General features: G+C 41.4%; 8 protein-coding genes. 1 reads left to right on the forward strand and 7 read right to left on the reverse strand.

Translation table 11 applies throughout. From position 1 onward, the window contains the following. Positions 1–13 precede the first annotated feature (13 nt). Positions 14–3076, reverse strand: a complete 3063-nt coding sequence (locus tag LX92_RS03330; RefSeq protein WP_109648834.1) for a SusC/RagA family TonB-linked outer membrane protein — start codon at positions 3074–3076, stop codon at positions 14–16. Between the two features lie 333 nt (positions 3077–3409). Here LX92_RS03330 and LX92_RS03335 point away from each other — a divergent pair, with 333 nt between their 5' ends. Then, entirely contained in the window at positions 3410–4456 is a 1047-nt protein-coding gene (locus LX92_RS03335; RefSeq protein WP_109648835.1) for a LacI family DNA-binding transcriptional regulator, read from the forward strand. 65 nt (positions 4457–4521) lie between these two features. On the opposite strand, the gene LX92_RS03340 is transcribed toward LX92_RS03335, so the two are convergent. The 6 genes from LX92_RS03340 to LX92_RS03365 all read right to left on the reverse strand — a co-directional run bounded on the left by LX92_RS03340 (position 4522) and on the right by LX92_RS03365 (position 16541). Then, positions 4522–6378: a glycoside hydrolase family 13 protein gene (locus tag LX92_RS03340; protein WP_109648836.1), complete on the reverse strand. Its 1857-nt coding sequence runs from the start codon at positions 6376–6378 to the stop codon at positions 4522–4524. Between the two features lie 56 nt (positions 6379–6434). After that, positions 6435–7139 carry a hypothetical protein gene (locus LX92_RS03345; RefSeq protein ID WP_223308319.1) on the reverse strand — a complete coding sequence of 235 codons (705 nt, stop codon included), beginning with the start codon at positions 7137–7139 and terminating at the stop codon, positions 6435–6437. Beyond that, positions 7136–10486: an alpha-amylase family glycosyl hydrolase gene (locus LX92_RS03350; RefSeq protein WP_109648838.1), complete on the reverse strand. Its 3351-nt coding sequence runs from the start codon at positions 10484–10486 to the stop codon at positions 7136–7138. The genes LX92_RS03345 and LX92_RS03350 overlap by 4 nt, the downstream gene beginning before the upstream one ends. A 111-nt stretch (positions 10487–10597) precedes the next feature. After that, positions 10598–11950 (reverse strand): SusE domain-containing protein, encoded by a 1353-nt coding sequence (locus tag LX92_RS03355; RefSeq protein ID WP_109648839.1) that lies wholly within the window; start codon positions 11948–11950, stop codon positions 10598–10600. 23 nt (positions 11951–11973) lie between these two features. Next, positions 11974–13497, reverse strand: a complete 1524-nt coding sequence (locus LX92_RS03360; RefSeq protein ID WP_109648840.1) for a RagB/SusD family nutrient uptake outer membrane protein — start codon at positions 13495–13497, stop codon at positions 11974–11976. 11 nt (positions 13498–13508) lie between these two features. Continuing rightward, positions 13509–16541: a SusC/RagA family TonB-linked outer membrane protein gene (locus LX92_RS03365; protein WP_109648841.1), complete on the reverse strand. Its 3033-nt coding sequence runs from the start codon at positions 16539–16541 to the stop codon at positions 13509–13511. Positions 16542–16550 lie beyond the last annotated feature (9 nt).

A 16550-nucleotide genomic window follows, 5' to 3' on the forward strand; every position in this document is an offset into this window, starting at 1 on the left:
TATTTTATGTTTTTTAAAAGGTAACGTTAAATCCAAAACTAAATGTTCTTGGTCTTGGGTAGGATAGATAATCTATCGAAGCAGATGGTAATCCATTTGCTGGGATGTTGGAAGTACTGACCTCTGGATCTAGTCCACTGTAATCAGTAATTAAAAATAGATTCTGTCCAATGGCGCTAAAACGCATGCTTTTGAACAGTCCGTCTCCGCTTAAAGGAACATTGTAGGAAATCGACGCCGTTTGGAGTCTTACAAAGTCTCCTTTTTCCAAGAAGAAGGTACTTGGGTTCGTTGCGGATAAGATAATTCCATTGTCAACAACACTTTTTAGATTATTTCTACTTCCTATCTGAGGCGATGCAAAAAGTGCATTAGCCGTGTTATTATAGACATAAAAGCCAAATTGACCTGAGAAAAACAAGGAAGCATCCCAGTTTTTGTAATTTACACTGGTAGACAGCCCGCTTATGACTTTGGGCAGACCTGATTTGTCAAGTATGGTCGGGTCAGCGTCTACGTTGTAGTTTTCATCTACCAAACGCAGGTTGTACGTATAAAGTGGTTTACCGTCGGTCAAGATTTGAGAAGTACTTCCTGAAAGACCCTGGCCATATAAATTACCTGCTTGTAGGTTCGGGCCATTGTAATCCTGAAGTTCATTTTGGTTGTACGAGATGTTGAAATTAGTGTTCCATGTGAAATTTTCATTACGTACAATATCATAATCCAATCCCAATTCAATACCTTGATTTAGAATGGTACCATCAACGTTTTGGAAAACGAAGGGGGAAGTGGCTGGCTGTACAGCAGGTAAATTCAAAAGGATATCCGTTGTTTCTTTTCTATATACATCGATATTACCGGTAAAGCGGTCATTGCCGAAACCAAAGTCAATACCGAAACCGTATTGTGCGGTCTCTTCCCATTTAAGATCAGGATTGGCAAAAGCGATCTCGGAGGTAGCGGGTGATGATAATTGGGAAGCTGCATCAATTCCAAGTGCATCCCATCTTGTTCTATTGACAAAATTACCATAGCCAAGTCCATCCTGGTTACCGGTAATACCCCAACTTAGTCTTAGTTTTAAGGTGGAGAAAACATCTTCATTTACGAAATCTTCCTGATTTAGTTTCCAAGCAAAAGCTGCGGAAGGAAAATATCCGTATTGGTTATTACCACCAAATTTTGAAGAGCCATCTGCCCTAAAGGTCGCTGTAAACAAGTATTTGTCATAAAGCGTGTAATTCAATCTACCAAAGAATGACTGTAACTCGTCGGTATAATCAAAGGTGTCCACGGAAAAGGCGTCGATTGGAATGTTAGGTAAATTTCCAGTATTTTGATTAATGTTGGGAAAAAGCCCTAATGTTCTGAATTGATCTCCTGCATCCGGGTCGTCCTGAAAGGTTCCTATACCATAGCCTTGGTAATTGTCTGCAAGATTTCGGGTGTTATCATAGGTTTGCTCGGTAGTTCTTACGATTCCGTTCAAATCAGATGAGCCATAGCCTTGCCCCAGAATATTTTGCCCTTTTCTATTGAAATCTTGAAATGAATAACCTACAAGTGCATCCAAATGGGAATTTTCATATTTTTTATTGTAGTTCACTGTGATTTCCATCAAATTGTTTTGGGTATCCAAATTACTGACCGATGCCCTTCCATTATTTTGAGCACCATTGTCTATAGCTAGAATTTGTGGTCCTGCAACCTGGCCTCTAGTAGATTCTGATGTGTCAATCCCTAAATTTAGTTTAGCGGAAAACTCGTCTGTAAAGGAATAATCGAAAGATAAATTCCCAAGAAATCTGTCCGTATGGGTGTTGTCATCGTAATAGGCCAAAAGGTTCGCTGGATTCCTATCCGGTGCAGCACTGGAATTTGGATTTGCATTCCTTGTAGGATTGGAGTAATAGGTGGCTGCTAATAAATCACCGGTACTTCCAGAAGTTCTACTTATAAAAGGCGCTTTATCATTTATTCTTGAAATCGTTGTTTGTAAACCAACCTTTAACTTATCATTTAAAAATCTCTGGTTCCAATTGATCCTACCCGTGATACGTTCTAAATCTGTATTTTCAATAATACCAAATTGTTTAGAATAGCCAAAGGTGGCTCTAATGTTTCCGGATCCGTAATTCCTGGAATAGGATAAGTTATTGTCCGTTGATGCGCTGGTCCTGAATAAAAAGTCTTGCCAATCAGTTGCGCCACCTAGGTTGGCACCACCCCTTTCAATAAATTCATTTGTCGTCAAAAGGTCATAGCGGTCTGCCGACTTAGAAATATTCAAGGTACTAGAAAAGCCCCATTGTCCATCTGTTCCACCACCTTTACCGGATTTTGTGGTAATAACCACAACACCATTAGCACCTCTAGAACCATAAATGGCAGTAGCAGAGGCATCTTTTAAAATACTCATGCTTTCAATATCACTTGGATTCAAGAAGTTTAGTGGGTTTTTGGCACCACCAGATCCAACACCGACATCAGCAGCCGAAGCAGATACGCTTTCGTTAGAGACAGGTACACCATCGATTACGAACAATGGGCTGTTGTTACCTCTAACTGAGCCAGTACCCCTGATTCTTAAAGCGATACCTGCACCGGGTTCACCACTTGACTGTGATATCTGAACTCCCGAGGTTTTACCTTGAATCAACTGTTCAGGCGAGGAAATAACCCCTTGGTTGAAATCTTTGGAGGTAACTGAGGAAACAGAGCCGGTTGCATCTTTGACCGTAGTCGTTCCATAGCCGATTATTATGACCTCTTCCAATGCCTGGGCATCTTCAGCGAGCGTAACAACGATATTGGTTTGTCCGTTTACAGCTATTTCCGTAGTACTGAACCCTACATAGCTAAAGACCAAAGTGGCGTTTTCACCAACGTTGATGGTAAAATTACCATCAAAATCGGTTTGGGTTCCGTTTGTTGTCCCTTTTTCGACAACACTTGCCCCAGGTAAGGGACCATTGGCATCCGAAACAGTTCCGGAAACCTCCTGAGCTTGAGCCCATCCAAAGCATATAAATGCCCCGATAAGCAAAAAGCTTCGTAGTAATGTAATCTTCATAAAGAATTGATTTAAGTTGAGTTAATTATAATCTAGTTTCTAAATATATATAAATAAATGTTAAAAAACGGTTGTAGGAAATTCAAAACATCACGAAAACGTTTTCGTGTTAATAACTTCCAGTTTTTAAGATAAAAATATTTAACAGCTTCAATATATGACGATAATACAAAACTATAGAAGCTAAAGTGAGGATATTTGATATGGTATCAAATATATGCAATTTTATTTATATGCAATTTCATCCCTATTTTTTGTTGAAAATGCTTAATTTTAAGAAGGTGAATTTTACATTTGAATTCAATTGTTTGGATTAAATGGGAGTATTGCATTATGAAAAGGAAGATTACATTAAAGCACATCGCACGGGAGTTGGAGGTTTCAATTTCCACGGTCTCAAAAGCCCTCAAGAATAGTGCGGAAATTAGCGATGATACCAAACAGAAAGTCCAGGCATTTGCGAAGCTATATAATTATAGACCCAATAATCTTGCCATAAGTCTCAAGAGTAGACGTACCAATAATATCGGTGTGATCATACCTGACATTGTACATTATTTTTTTACAACGGTTTTTAGGGGTATAGAACAGTACTCGAAGAAGCATGGTTATAATGTTATCGCGTGTGTTTCGGATGAATCCTTGGAAAAGGAGATCGTTAATATGGAAATGTTGGCGAACGGTAGTGTTGACGGTTTTATTATGGCCTTATCGGCAGAGACCCAAAAAACTAAAGATTTCGATCATTTAAGGCAGATTAAGGATTTGGAGATTCCGCTTGTTCTTTTTGACCGGATCACCGACGAAGTTGAATGTGATAAAGTATTGATCAATGATAAGGAAGCTGCTTTTACTGCAGTGAGGAAATTTATAGATAATGGTAGAAAAAGGATAGCCTTGATTACTACCGAGGATTATTTTAGTGTAAGTCAGGGGCGTGAGGCAGGGTATAGGCAGGCACATGAATCCTGCGGGTTAGCCATAGATGAGGATCTTATTTTAAGGTTGTCTTTTAGGGATTTGGATGAAGGTGACATCAATGCATTTTTCGATGCAAGGGATGTCGATGCCGTACTATGTGTCAATGAGATTTTCGCGGCCCATAGTATGAACCTCGTTCAACAAAAAGGGGTCAAAGTACCTGAAGAAATGGAATTTATCGGTTTTACGGATGGCATTTTATCCAAGTATGCCAAACCAGGGCTTACTTCAATGGCGCAGCATGGTTTTAAGATGGGGGAGATTGCTGCGAAAATGTTAATTGATAGGGTGGAAAGCAATCTTGGGGAGGAAGAGGAGCCTTATCGAACCGAGATTATAAAATCTACCTTAGTCGAAAGGGGATCTACCTTAAACACAATTCCAGCGAAATTGGTATAGCTTGGTTACATTTTATTACCGCTTCATGCTATACTATGAAGGATGGGGAATATGGATTCCAATACTTATTCAACCTCGATGATCATAGCGCCCATAGCTTTGACCGATATTTTTTTTGCCTTAGTGAATTCCGTACCGGATAATACATCCTTCCCAGTCAATTGGTCGCCAAGAATTTCTTTGTATGGTTTAAGGTCCAGTTCCATGTCCTTGGTATTCTTATTCAGAACGACCATTATTTTTTCTTTGTCGTCATAACGGAACATGACATAGGTCTCGTCCTGGTTTTTTGGTGCGAAATGCATCAATTTACCACTATGGACCAAGGTTGAATTTTTTCTCCAGTTCATCAGTTTTTTTACAAATCCCTGGGCTTCTTTCTCCTTAGCCGATAGGCCTTTTCCCGTGAAGGCATTAACCTTGTCGTTTTTCCATCCCCCGGGAAAATCAGATCGTATGATTCCGTGGTCATCGGTACCGGGATTTTTCATCAAGATTTCAGTGCCGTAATAAATTTGGGGTATACCCCGAACCGTGGCGATATAGGTCAGTGCCAATTTGTATTTGTCAAAATCCTCGTTCAATTGGGTGTAGATTCTGCCCATATCATGATTGTCAGGGAAAACTACCAGATTATTGGGGTCGGGGTAAAGATAATCCTGTCCGAGGGTTTCGTATAGATCGGTCCAAGAGGATGCCCAGGTTTTCTCCTTGTTCAATGAAGTGACCAAGGCATTTTGCAAAGGAAAATCCATAAGACTTTTTAAATATGACGTATATCCATTTTGGTTTTTCTTTCCTTTTTGCCAATAGGAAACAATCGTAGGTCGCGTTACCCATTCTTCCCCAACGATATTAAAATTGGGGTATTCATCCATCACCGCTTTGGTCCAATCACTCATAAAATACATATCGGGATAGGGGTAAGTGTCCATTCGAATACCGGAAATGCCGGAATACTCAATCCACCATAGGGTGTTTTGTATCAGGTATTTGGCCATGGATTCGTTGCGTTGGTTCAAATCGGGCATACTGGGTACGAACCATCCGTCGAAGAATTGCTTGTAGTCTATTTTTGAGGCGTAGGGATCTAGGATTACTGTTTTTTTGTGGTTGGTCTCGGTATATTCGGGCCATTGATTGATCCAATCCTCTGATGGTAGGTCTTGCATCCACCAATGATCCAATCCACAATGGTTGGCAATCATATCCATAATGACCTTCATGCCTTTGTCACGGGCTTCCTTGCACAACGATTTAAAGGATTCATTACTACCATACCTTGGGTCTACCTTGTAAAAATCGGTGGTGGAATAACCATGGTAGCTATAGGTTTGCATGTCATTTTCCAGAATAGGATTGATCCAAATAGCCGTAAAACCTAGGTCTTTGATGTAGTCCAAACTATTTACGATGCCTTGTACATCACCGCCATGTCTCCCTCCCTTAAAGGTCCTATCCGCTTTTTCCTTGAGTCCGTCCACAGTGTCATTCCCAGTATCACCATTTACAAATCTATCGGGTGTGATCAGGTAAATGGCATCTGAGGAATTGAAACCTGCTACATTTTTGCTTTCCGGGTCCCTTTTCAATAAAGGGTAGGAGTGAATAACGGGTTCGGCTTCATTTTTGGTAAATCGGAGAGTAAGGTTTCCAGGTCGTGCATTCCCATCGATCTTCAAATCTAAAAATAGGTAATTTCTGTTCGGTACCTGTTTGATTTGTTTTAAGGTAACCCCTTCGTAATCATCCAAGGAAACGGAATAGGAAGCGATATCCTGTCCGTAGACCATTAATTCCACCTCATTGTATTGCATTCCAATCCACCAGTTGGGTGGCTCAACGCGATTTATAGGTTGCTGTCCGTAGCTCGTTGAACTTTGTAGAAGAACTACTGTTAGTATAAATAGAATCCTTTTCATTTGGTCCGATTTTAGCTGCTTTGATGATTTATTGCATATTGATGGATTCAAAACCTTTAATTCACCTTAAATTGGAAAATTTCAGAGGTTGATGTATTCCCGGCCGTATCATTCGTTACTACTTTCCAATAGTACACCTTTCCGGATACGGCTTCAAAAGCAATGCCGTTCGAGGTGGTATTCCCAAATAAGGTGGATGGTGGATTACTTTCATCAATGAAAATGTCATAAGAAACAATATCGTTATCCACATCACTACCGGTCCAACTTAAGGTCATATTCCCTGCATTTATACTGGATCCCATTGTAGGGAACTCCACATCTGCTGGGAACGGGGCGTAATTCTCTACGGCCGGTCCTGCGTTATAGAATTTCCAAAGGGCACTTTCCGCAGTTTCATCTGTGTCGTTGGCTTTGGAAGTTACTGTCCAAGAATAAGGCGTTCCCCTGAGTAGGGTAATTTCCAGTTCATTGGTGCTTGCACTCAAGGTCTGCGAAGTATTGGTATTTAAATTCCGGAGATTTACGGTATAGGAATCCGTATGGTCGGAAGCATTCCATAAGAAGGTAACACTGCTTTCGGTGTCCGATATATTGGTGCCTTCAAGGCATTCGGTGTTGTTTTCAGGAAAAACCAATGTTGCCGCATCGGGGGGTGTTATCATCACAGGGTCCGGATTGTCATCATCCCCACCACCTCCGCAGGAAATTAAAATGCCAATGAGTAGTATTGAAAGTGTATATTTTACGGTTTTCATCATTTTACGATTTTGTAGTGATAGGTTTTTTGCGCTGTATGTACTTTTAAAACAAACAATCCGTTAGGAATGTTCGATACATTGATCTGTACCTGACCATTGTTGACGTAATGATCCGATATGGAAATCTGTCGACCCGAAAGTGTATAGATTTCAACGTTTACAGAAGGGTCGCTTATAGATCCAAGTTCCAGGTACAACAGATTATCTTTTACAGGGTTTGGATATACCGAGATTTCGCTAGCCAAAACAATGGTTTCCTCATAGAAACCTTGGCAATCCTTATCGGTAGAAACATTTATGGTGTTTGTCTGTGCTTCTAAATCCAAGGTAATTTCGTTTTGGGTCGTAGTGAAAACTTTACCGTTCAGGTTTATGGTATAGATTTTACCCCCTTTAAAGTTCAGCGAAACCTTACCTGTACTTGTGTCTACTTTAGAACTTACCGATAGGTCCTCAGGTTCTGTGATGGTGAGGTCATAACATTGTTCATAATCGGTTTGCCCTTCAACGGTGATGCATACCGTATAATTGCCTGCGGAAAGTCCGGAAAATTCCGTGTCCGATGTAAAAACATTGGTGGCATCTGCGGTACCGGAAAGGGTTGCCGAATAATTGTAGTTTTCAACAGCAGTAATTGAAATGCTGCCATTATTGCTAGAGCGACATGTTTCACTGCCGGATTTAATCGAGAAATTGGAAGTTGGCAACGAGAATAATGCACAACCATTTACATCGACCGTGGCCCCAAATGGCGTATCCGCACAAAGGTCATCGGTATTGGGGACACCATCGGCATCCAAATCGTTGGGGTCAATTAATGCGAGACTGGGATTATCCGCAAAAACGATGAATTCCCCAGGTTGAAGCGCAATAGTGCTGGTAGTATTGGTTACTTCCCAGGGGTCATTATTATTCAATAGATTATACCAAGTTCCCGTTTCTTGAAAATCGGGAACGATCTCTTGTGACGTAACACCAAAATTCCCAACAATGGTAACGTATTTGATTTCATCACCTGTAGCGGTGTTGTCTGTTAGGTGAATCGTTTTAAGTCCGGTTGCGGCATCCAGATCTAATGAAAAGTCCGTGGTCGCAAAAATCGGCTCCTCCAGTTTTAATGCAATCAGATCTTGCCAAGTTTCATAAATGGCATAGCGGTCTGGTTCAGTGGCATATTCCCATAAGATGGGTTTGTTCCCTGTTCTTCCACCTTCATCAATAGATATGTCATAACCTAATTCTCCGAATTGCCATATCATTTTTGGCCCTGGAACGGTAAAGAAGAAAGCTCCCGCGGTCTGCATTCTACCCAAGGCAGTACTTTCATCAGTGATATCATAGGAACCCTCGGAATTACCATAAAGCAGGTTTTTATACATAAGTCGTTCCTCATCATGGCTTTCCATATAGGATACGGCGGAAGGTTGGTCAAAACCTTTTGAAACATAGGAAACATTCGAAAAATCAGATTTACTACTTTCATTGTAGCCCATGGTAGCCTCGTTGTAGGGGTCGGACATTTTATTCCATAAAAGGATACCCTTGCCTTCATCAACCCTATAATTGGCCCATTGTTCTTCTTCCTCAATTTGTCCCAGATGTTCAAAAATCACATAAAAATCCTCATCCGAAGCCCATTGGTTATCCGCATAACCTTTTAAAACTTCTATTCTATCAGGTTGTGTGCTATTGGTACAGTTTTCGTCTGATGAGGTACAGTTCTGTGTAAACCCTTTTGTCAAATCCCATCGCATACCATCGATTTTGAATTCATTGATCCAGTAGGTAACGGTTCGGTTTACATAATCTTTTGTGGCCTGTTGTTGATGGTTGAAATCATTGAAAACACTATAGGAATGGGTAGCGGTGGCATTAAAGAACGGATTGTCATCGCTTGCTTGCCCGCCTGTTCCGCCATTATCCGTGTTCCACATACGGTAATACGGATTTTGGCCAGATGCATGGTTGTAAACCACATCCAATATTACGGCAATGTCGCGGGAATGGCATTCGTCTATAAATGATTTTAGGGCATCTTTGGTGCCGTAATATTTATCCAATGCCATATGGAATGACGGATTGTAGCCCCAACTCTCATTGCCGTCAAATTCGCTTACCGGCATAAGTTCAATGGCATTTATACCCAATGCTTCCAAATAGTCCAATCTGTTTTTTACGGCATCAAAAGAATGAAGTGCGTCAAAATCACGGATTAAGATCTCATAAACCACCAAATCTTCCTTTGCAGGTGGGTCAAAGTCAGTAGTTTGCCATGTATAGTCAGTTTCCCCTGTACGTAAAACGGTTATCGCATGTGATTGTCCTGTCGGATAGGAGGGAAGGTCGGGATACGTGGTGTCATCAATATAATCATCATTGCCATACCCATCCAAAATCAAAGTGGAGTACGGATCGGCAATATTGATGTCAAATTCCACAAGATATTGATAGAGGTGATCGAAATCAGGTGTGAGCCCAGTCAGTTCAATCCAAAAACGATCTTGGGAGGCATCTTTTTTCATTAGGTAGTTGTCATCTATTTCCCAATTGTTGAAATCGCCTATCACGTGCACAAATTCCTTTCCGGGCGCGTAGAGCACCAAGGTGGCTTTTGTGGGGTCACTTTCATTAAAATTGATACCATCCAATAGTCCATCGGGTAGGGCTTCTTCGGTAACAGCCGGACGCACTGCCAATGTAAAGGTTTCCGTTAGGGTATCGGTACCATTGGAAACTTCCAATTCAAAATTTGTAGTAGTGTTTACGATGTAACTGAATGAGTATGTGGTGGCCGAAGTAACTGAATTATCCACTAGGGTGCCATTGGCCGAAAGAACGAAGCTTGAATTGGCTGATGCCGTTGCTTCGATGGTATAATCCGTTCCTGAGGTAACAATGGTCGTTGTTTGGCTTGGTGCCGTCAATACCAATTGGTAACCTCCCACCTCTTTGGTGAAATCCTGTGTTTTTTTATCCCCTGTACCGTCTTTGGCCTTTACGAGCATTCCTATTTCTGAAATGTCGGTGGCTCCATAAAATGTTGAGGGCGTCAGGGTATAACTGTAGCTGCCGTCGCCATTATCGGTCATTTTTTGGGTTTCATCGGAGCTTGTCCATGTACCATTGGTTGGGGAATCTGCTTGGCTACCATTACTATCTGTATACCACGCCCATAAATAAACATCGGATACACCCCATTCCGAAAGATCTACGTTAGAAACCGTAATGGTTATTTCATCATTTTCGGTAAACGTTGTCGGTGTTGTGGAAAAAACACCATTTTGAACTTGGGCGAAACCAAAGTTCAGGAAAAGCGTAAACAGAACTAAAACGAATAACTTTTTCATGTTTTGTAGTTAAAGATTCGAATAATGGTAAAGGCCTAATGTATTACCCATATAAAATAAGGTAAAAAGGGCTGTATAGAACAGCCCTTTTTTTATAATAGTATTAATTGGTTAGTTTATGGAATAGGTTCCATTGGTGATATCTAACCGAATTCTATAGTTTCCAGCTGTTGATGGGATATTTTCCCCACCGGCATCCAGTGTGCCATCTGCACCGTCATCACCAAAATCAGTGTCCCAGGCATTATTGATTCGGAACTTGATCTCGCCATCCAAAAGAGGAACGATTTCAGCAATCCAAATACCAGGATTTACTTCGGTAAACGTAAAATCAGGAGTAGCACCCCAGTCATTGTAACCGGAACCTACAACACCCCAAAGATCAGCGGCTTCAATGGTGTAGGTATTATCGTTAAGGTTCATACGAATCGTATAATGCCCTTCTGATACCGCAATGTTTTCACCACCACTTTCCAATGTGCCATCGGCGCCATTGTCACCAAAATCAACATTCCATTCGTTGTTCATCCTGAATTTAATCTCTCCTTCTACCAGTCTAACACCAACGGTAAAAGTGTCGGTGGTATAATCATAGTAGAATTTGGCATCCGGAGTAGCACCCCAGTCATTATAACCGGAACCTACAACGCCCCAAGAGTACGCTTCAATGGTGTACGTGCTATCATTAAGGTTCAATGTGATTTTATAATCCCCCGCTGTTACGGCAATATTCGCGCCACCAGCTGCCAATGTACCATCGGTATCACCTTCTCCTAAGTCACTTGCCCAATCGTTATTTTCCCTGAATTTAATTTCTCCGTCTATCAAAGTAGCATAGGAAACAATAACTCCGGGGGTTGTTGTGGTATAGAATGGAGCATCTGGTCCTGCACCTCCCCAATCATTATAACCGGAACCTACAACACCCCAAGTAGAGATTTCTACTCCAGTGCTACCACTACTTTCTTCCAATATTGAAATGTTCAAGGTCATGACATCGGAATAGGAGTCAACGGCATCTGCACCTTCCCCAGAACCGGCAAAGGCCCTAGCCCTAAAATACACTTGTCCACTGTCACCGGCTTCCAAACCTAAAAGAGTGGCAAGGTTGCTTAAATCAGAGACTTTGACTTCGGCATTGGTCACACTTAAGGTTCCTGAATCATATTCAGTTGTTGGGTCATATGCTGCAAAAGTATTGTCTATAGAACCTTGTAATTGGTAGTTGATTTCAGTCTGTACGCCAAAATCAACATTATTCCAGACGAATCTTTCTGCTACGTTGTCCATGGTGCCTGTGGATATCAAATACTCATCGGCGGCTGAAAAAGAAAATGCAACATTTTCTGAGGCCTGTGATAACGTGAATTCAGGAACTACATCATCATTTTCACAGGAGCTAATAAGCCATGCCCCTAATATAAAGGGCAGAATTTTAAAGAAGTTTTTTATAATAGTTTTCATAGTATGTACTGTTTAGTTATTTTTTAGAAACCAGGATTTTGATTTAAGTTAGGGTTTGCTTCCAATGCGGATAATGGAATTGGGAATAGGTTGTAATAATCCGGGATGGAAGTTCCCTGTGCAGTGTTTCCTTTCCATGGCCATACATAAGAATTGCCTGTAAACTTCCCAAAACGGATTAGGTCTGTTCTTCGTTGTCCTTCCAAATTCAACTCCCTAGCGCGTTCATCCAGAATAAAATCGAGGGTCAATTCAGACGATCCAATGGCATTGGCATTAGAGCGTTCTCTAACTGCATTCACATAGTTCAGTGCCTGGGCGGCATCTCCGCCAGCCGCGCCGCGTAACACACATTCCGCATAGATCAAGTAGGCATCGGCCAATCTGTAAAGCGGAAAATCGGTACTTGAAAAAGTAGTCGCAGGAAGTGTTGTTGAAAATCCTGAATTGCGAAATTTTACTGAAGGATAACCGTCTGTCCATGCTTTATAGTCGGCCATTTCATAGTTGTGCCCTTCGGTCCAGAAAAGTTCGCCCCTATCATCATTATCATCATATAATCCGTACCAAGCTTTGGTGGCCCTATGGCCAGACCAGCCTTCCGCGGCTCCAAAGTTTATAATAGGCATTGTTTCTGTACCCATACTACCGTTTACGATATAGGTCGTGTTCCCATAACTCTGACTGGTTTCGGAATCTGCAATTAAAGTAAAAATAATTTCAGGAGAAGCGTCATTATCCCCTGAAAAATTGCTTACAAAATCTGGGGCTAAGGTATAGCCGCCTTCATCGATTACCTTCTTAATAAAGGTCAAAGCCTCAGTGTATCTATCTTCACCTATATAAACTTCGGCATTAAGATATAGTTTTGCCAATAACATTTGAACGGCGGCTTTGTTGGCCCGGCCATATGATTTAGTATTAGACATCAGTGCTTCAGCCTCTAGTAGGTCATTTTCGACGAAAGTGAAAAGCTCAGCTCTGGTAGCTTCAGGTAAAGGGGCGGAAACCCCGATTTCATTTTCAGTCACCAAAACACCTTTACCAAAAGTATCGATGAGATAATAATAAGCGAGTCCTCGTAAAAATTTTACTTCCCCGACTACTTGATCTTGGCCATCTATGCTTACCGAATTTAAAACAGACAATAGGTTATTGGCCTGTGGTATGGTATAATAGACCCTATTATACATGTATCCGAAAAACTTATTGTTTTCATCCCAGTCGGAAGTAGTGGTCAATTGATCCAAGCCATCATCCCCCCAACGGTTTTTCATGCCATCTGCAGTAAAATCCTGTAGATTGATGATTCCTCTTAAAAATGGGGATTCCCCAGTGTCACCACTAATGTCACCACTACTGGGACCATCAGGTCCAGAGAGGGCAAACGATGCATATAAACGGGATAAAATTCCTGAAACCGCATCGGGATCATTAGCTAATAAGTCGTCTAACGACTGTTCTACCAAAGGTTCTGTGTTCAAATCATCAGTACACCCTTGAACGCTTGCTAGTATGCAAAAAAGAATTAATATTATTTTCTTCATAGTGATTTATATTAAAAGTCTACGCTTAAACCAAGGGTGAATGACCGTGGTCTAGGATAAAAATTGTTATCTATTGCATTAAAGTTCTCAGGGTCTTGACCACTGTAGTTGGTAATGATAAACGGATTGTTTACAGCACCGTAAACCCGCATTGAAGTGTTTTTCAAGATGTCGTCCAAACGATAGCCCAATACGATATTCTCACACCTTAGGAATGTCGCGTCTTCCAGAAAATAATCTGAAAAGGGAACATTGCCCTGTATGTTGACAAAATTATAGTTGGCTGCGCCTGAATTAAAGTCCAAGACGTTGCTTAGGCTGTTTGAGTTGTTTGGAACAGCCTTGTCGACCCATCCTGAAGTCAATCGTCTGGAATTATAAACCTGTCCGCCGATTTGGCCTCTAAAACTGGTACTTAAATCGAACTTGTTATAATTGAAGTTAAACCCGAAACCAAAGGTCCAGTTAGGTCGTAACGATTTGAAATAGCGGTCATCGTTATCGGTTATGCCATCCCCATTGAAATCGGCAAAAGCACCGTGGATAGGATTACCCGCAGTATCATACAATTGTCTGAATACCCAAGCGGAATATGGTTGGTAACCCACAGTGTGGTACCCTATGTTAACCCCTGTACCTGTAGGGATTCCTGAACCGTCAGCGGAAATCCGGGTAACATCCTGAAGATTTGTGACCTCGGCCCTACTATACGAAAGGTTGGAGTAGAATTCCAGATTGGTACTTTCATTACTTAAGAGGGTGGCATTTAAGATTACCTCAAAACCTTTACTTTCCGTTTCCCCAACATTTTTAACAAATGAATCCGTTAGCCCTTGGCCCGGTGCTACCGGTACTTTTGCAAGTAGGTCGGAAGTTTCCCTATAGAAAACATCGAAAGAACCATTGATCAATCGGTTTTCGAAAAGTCCAAAATCTATCCCGGCGTTATAAGTAGTGGTTTTTTCCCAAGTCAAGTCTTCATTGAAAGGCTTGGCGGAATAAAGTGCAACCCCTTGGAGGTATTGTCCGGTACTGGAACCAGCTTCAAATAATGGAACCGAAGGATAGAAGCCTACAGCGCCTGTAATATCCTGTTGCCCAGTTTTACCCCAACCTAAACGCAATTTAAGGTCATTGATTACTTGGGAATCTTTTAAGAAGTCCTCTTCATTCACTTTCCAGGCCAAAGCCGCCGCAGGAAAGTACCCCCATCTATTGTCTTTACTGAACAAGGAAGAACCATCGGCCCTAAAGGAAACGGTTACCAAATATTTATCCAATAGATTCAGATTGGTTCTACCAAAGAAAGACTGCAGATTAAGTTCATTAAAATAACGGTTGTTCGGGTTTTGTGCATCGATCTGCAATTCGCGTATACCCGTGTCGTTATTGTATCGGTATTCTTCTTTGTTACCATCATTCCTGAAATTTTGATAGGAATATCCTCCCTGAACATCAAAGTTGGTCAAGAACCCTTCTTCATACCGTTTTGCATAGACCAAATAGGCATCCATAGTCTGGTTGGTGATACTTTGGTTTTCCCTATAATTGACCCCCGGATTGAAAACATAATTGGTGTTGATGTCATTGTTCGAGGAGTCGAACTTATAAGTTGCCAAGGAATTATCGGAGAAAGACTCCTCAATATCCGCTGTTGAAGCTTCAAGGCCTAAGTTAAGTACAGCCCGAAGTTCTGGGAGAAAGTGCATTTTATAGTCGAATTCAACGTTACCAAGGATTTTCTGTACCTTTTCAGGACGTGTTCTTTGTAACAGTAATGCTAAAGGGTTCCATTGACCATCAAGTAATAATCGAGTAGGATTATCAACATCATCCAAAATGGTGTTTTGATAAAAACCTCCAAAACGGTTATCTGGGGAATTATCGTAAATAGGTTTTGTGGGATCCATGTTGACAGCACCTCCCAAGGCACCACTTTCATCAACTGCATTTTTCTCAGAACTGATACCTTTCGCGTTGATATCAATCTTTAAATGATCATCGAAGAAAGTAGGTGTAAATTTAACCGAGGCGGTATACCGCTCATAATCATTGGTTTTTACTAATCCTTCAGTGTTGTTATAGCCAAAGGAAAACCTAGTAGGCACTTTATCAAAAAGGTTGGCCCTAGCACTAAAGTTGTGGTCCGATGATACTGCGGCCCTGTAAATAGCATCTTGCCAGTCGGTATTCGAAGTGCCCAATAGATTGGCATACGTAGGATGGTACTCATTAATGAACTTGGTATATGTTGGCCCGTCCATTAAATCGATTTTACTACTGACGGTACTAATACTCGTATTTGATGAAAAATTGAACTTAGGACCACCCGAAGTTCCTTTTTTAGTGGTAATGATAATAACCCCGTTTGAAGCCCTTGAACCATAAATGGCAGCTGCTGATGCATCCTTAAGGATGGAAAAGCTGTCAACGTCATTTGGGTTAATCAGGGAAAATGGGTTATTGACCCCAGCCGGATTGGTGTTGTCAATGGGTACACCGTCAATTACGATAAGTGGACTATTGTTCGCGCTTAGTGAAGCTCCACCCCTTATTCGAATGTTTGGAGCGGCATCTGGCGAACCACCTGAACTGGTAATTCGTACACCTGCCGCCTTACCGGTCAAAAGTTGGTCGGTACTAACAATGGCACCTTTGTTGAAATCCTCCGAGGTTACCGCGGTTAATGATCCCGTGGCATCCTTAACTGTTGTGGTACCATATCCAATGACCACAACTTCATCCAGTTGCGCCCTGTCCTCTTCCATTACAAGGTCTAGATTAGGGCCTGTAACTGGAATATCCACGGTTTTGTATCCGATGTAAGAAAATTGCAATACTGCACCATCGTTTACAGTAAGCGTGTAGTTTCCGTCAAAATCAGTCGTAGTCCCTGTGGATGTTCCTACGACTATTATACTGACACCAGGTAAGGGACCACCAGTTACCTGGTCGGTCACGGTACCATTTACGGTGGTCTGTGCAAAAATCCCTATGGGAATCATAAACACGGCCAGTAAGAGGCACTGTTTGATTTTTTTCATAGAACGTTA

The sequence above is a fragment of the Maribacter polysiphoniae genome (assembly GCF_003148665.1).
Lineage (GTDB): Bacteria > Bacteroidota > Bacteroidia > Flavobacteriales > Flavobacteriaceae > Maribacter_A > Maribacter_A polysiphoniae.

What these genes read in the sequence shown, in the direction of transcription:
- LX92_RS03330 (WP_109648834.1), bottom strand. Translation starts at nt 3,076, where the DNA reads ATGAAGATTACATTACTACGAAGCTTTTTGCTTATCGGGGCATTTATA.
- LX92_RS03335 (WP_109648835.1), top strand. Translation starts at nt 3,410, where the DNA reads ATGAAAAGGAAGATTACATTAAAGCACATCGCACGGGAGTTGGAGGTT.
- LX92_RS03340 (WP_109648836.1), bottom strand. Translation starts at nt 6,378, where the DNA reads ATGAAAAGGATTCTATTTATACTAACAGTAGTTCTTCTACAAAGTTCA.
- LX92_RS03345 (WP_223308319.1), bottom strand. Translation starts at nt 7,139, where the DNA reads ATGATGAAAACCGTAAAATATACACTTTCAATACTACTCATTGGCATT.
- LX92_RS03350 (WP_109648838.1), bottom strand. Translation starts at nt 10,486, where the DNA reads ATGAAAAAGTTATTCGTTTTAGTTCTGTTTACGCTTTTCCTGAACTTT.
- LX92_RS03355 (WP_109648839.1), bottom strand. Translation starts at nt 11,950, where the DNA reads ATGAAAACTATTATAAAAAACTTCTTTAAAATTCTGCCCTTTATATTA.
- LX92_RS03360 (WP_109648840.1), bottom strand. Translation starts at nt 13,497, where the DNA reads ATGAAGAAAATAATATTAATTCTTTTTTGCATACTAGCAAGCGTTCAA.
- LX92_RS03365 (WP_109648841.1), bottom strand. Translation starts at nt 16,541, where the DNA reads ATGAAAAAAATCAAACAGTGCCTCTTACTGGCCGTGTTTATGATTCCC.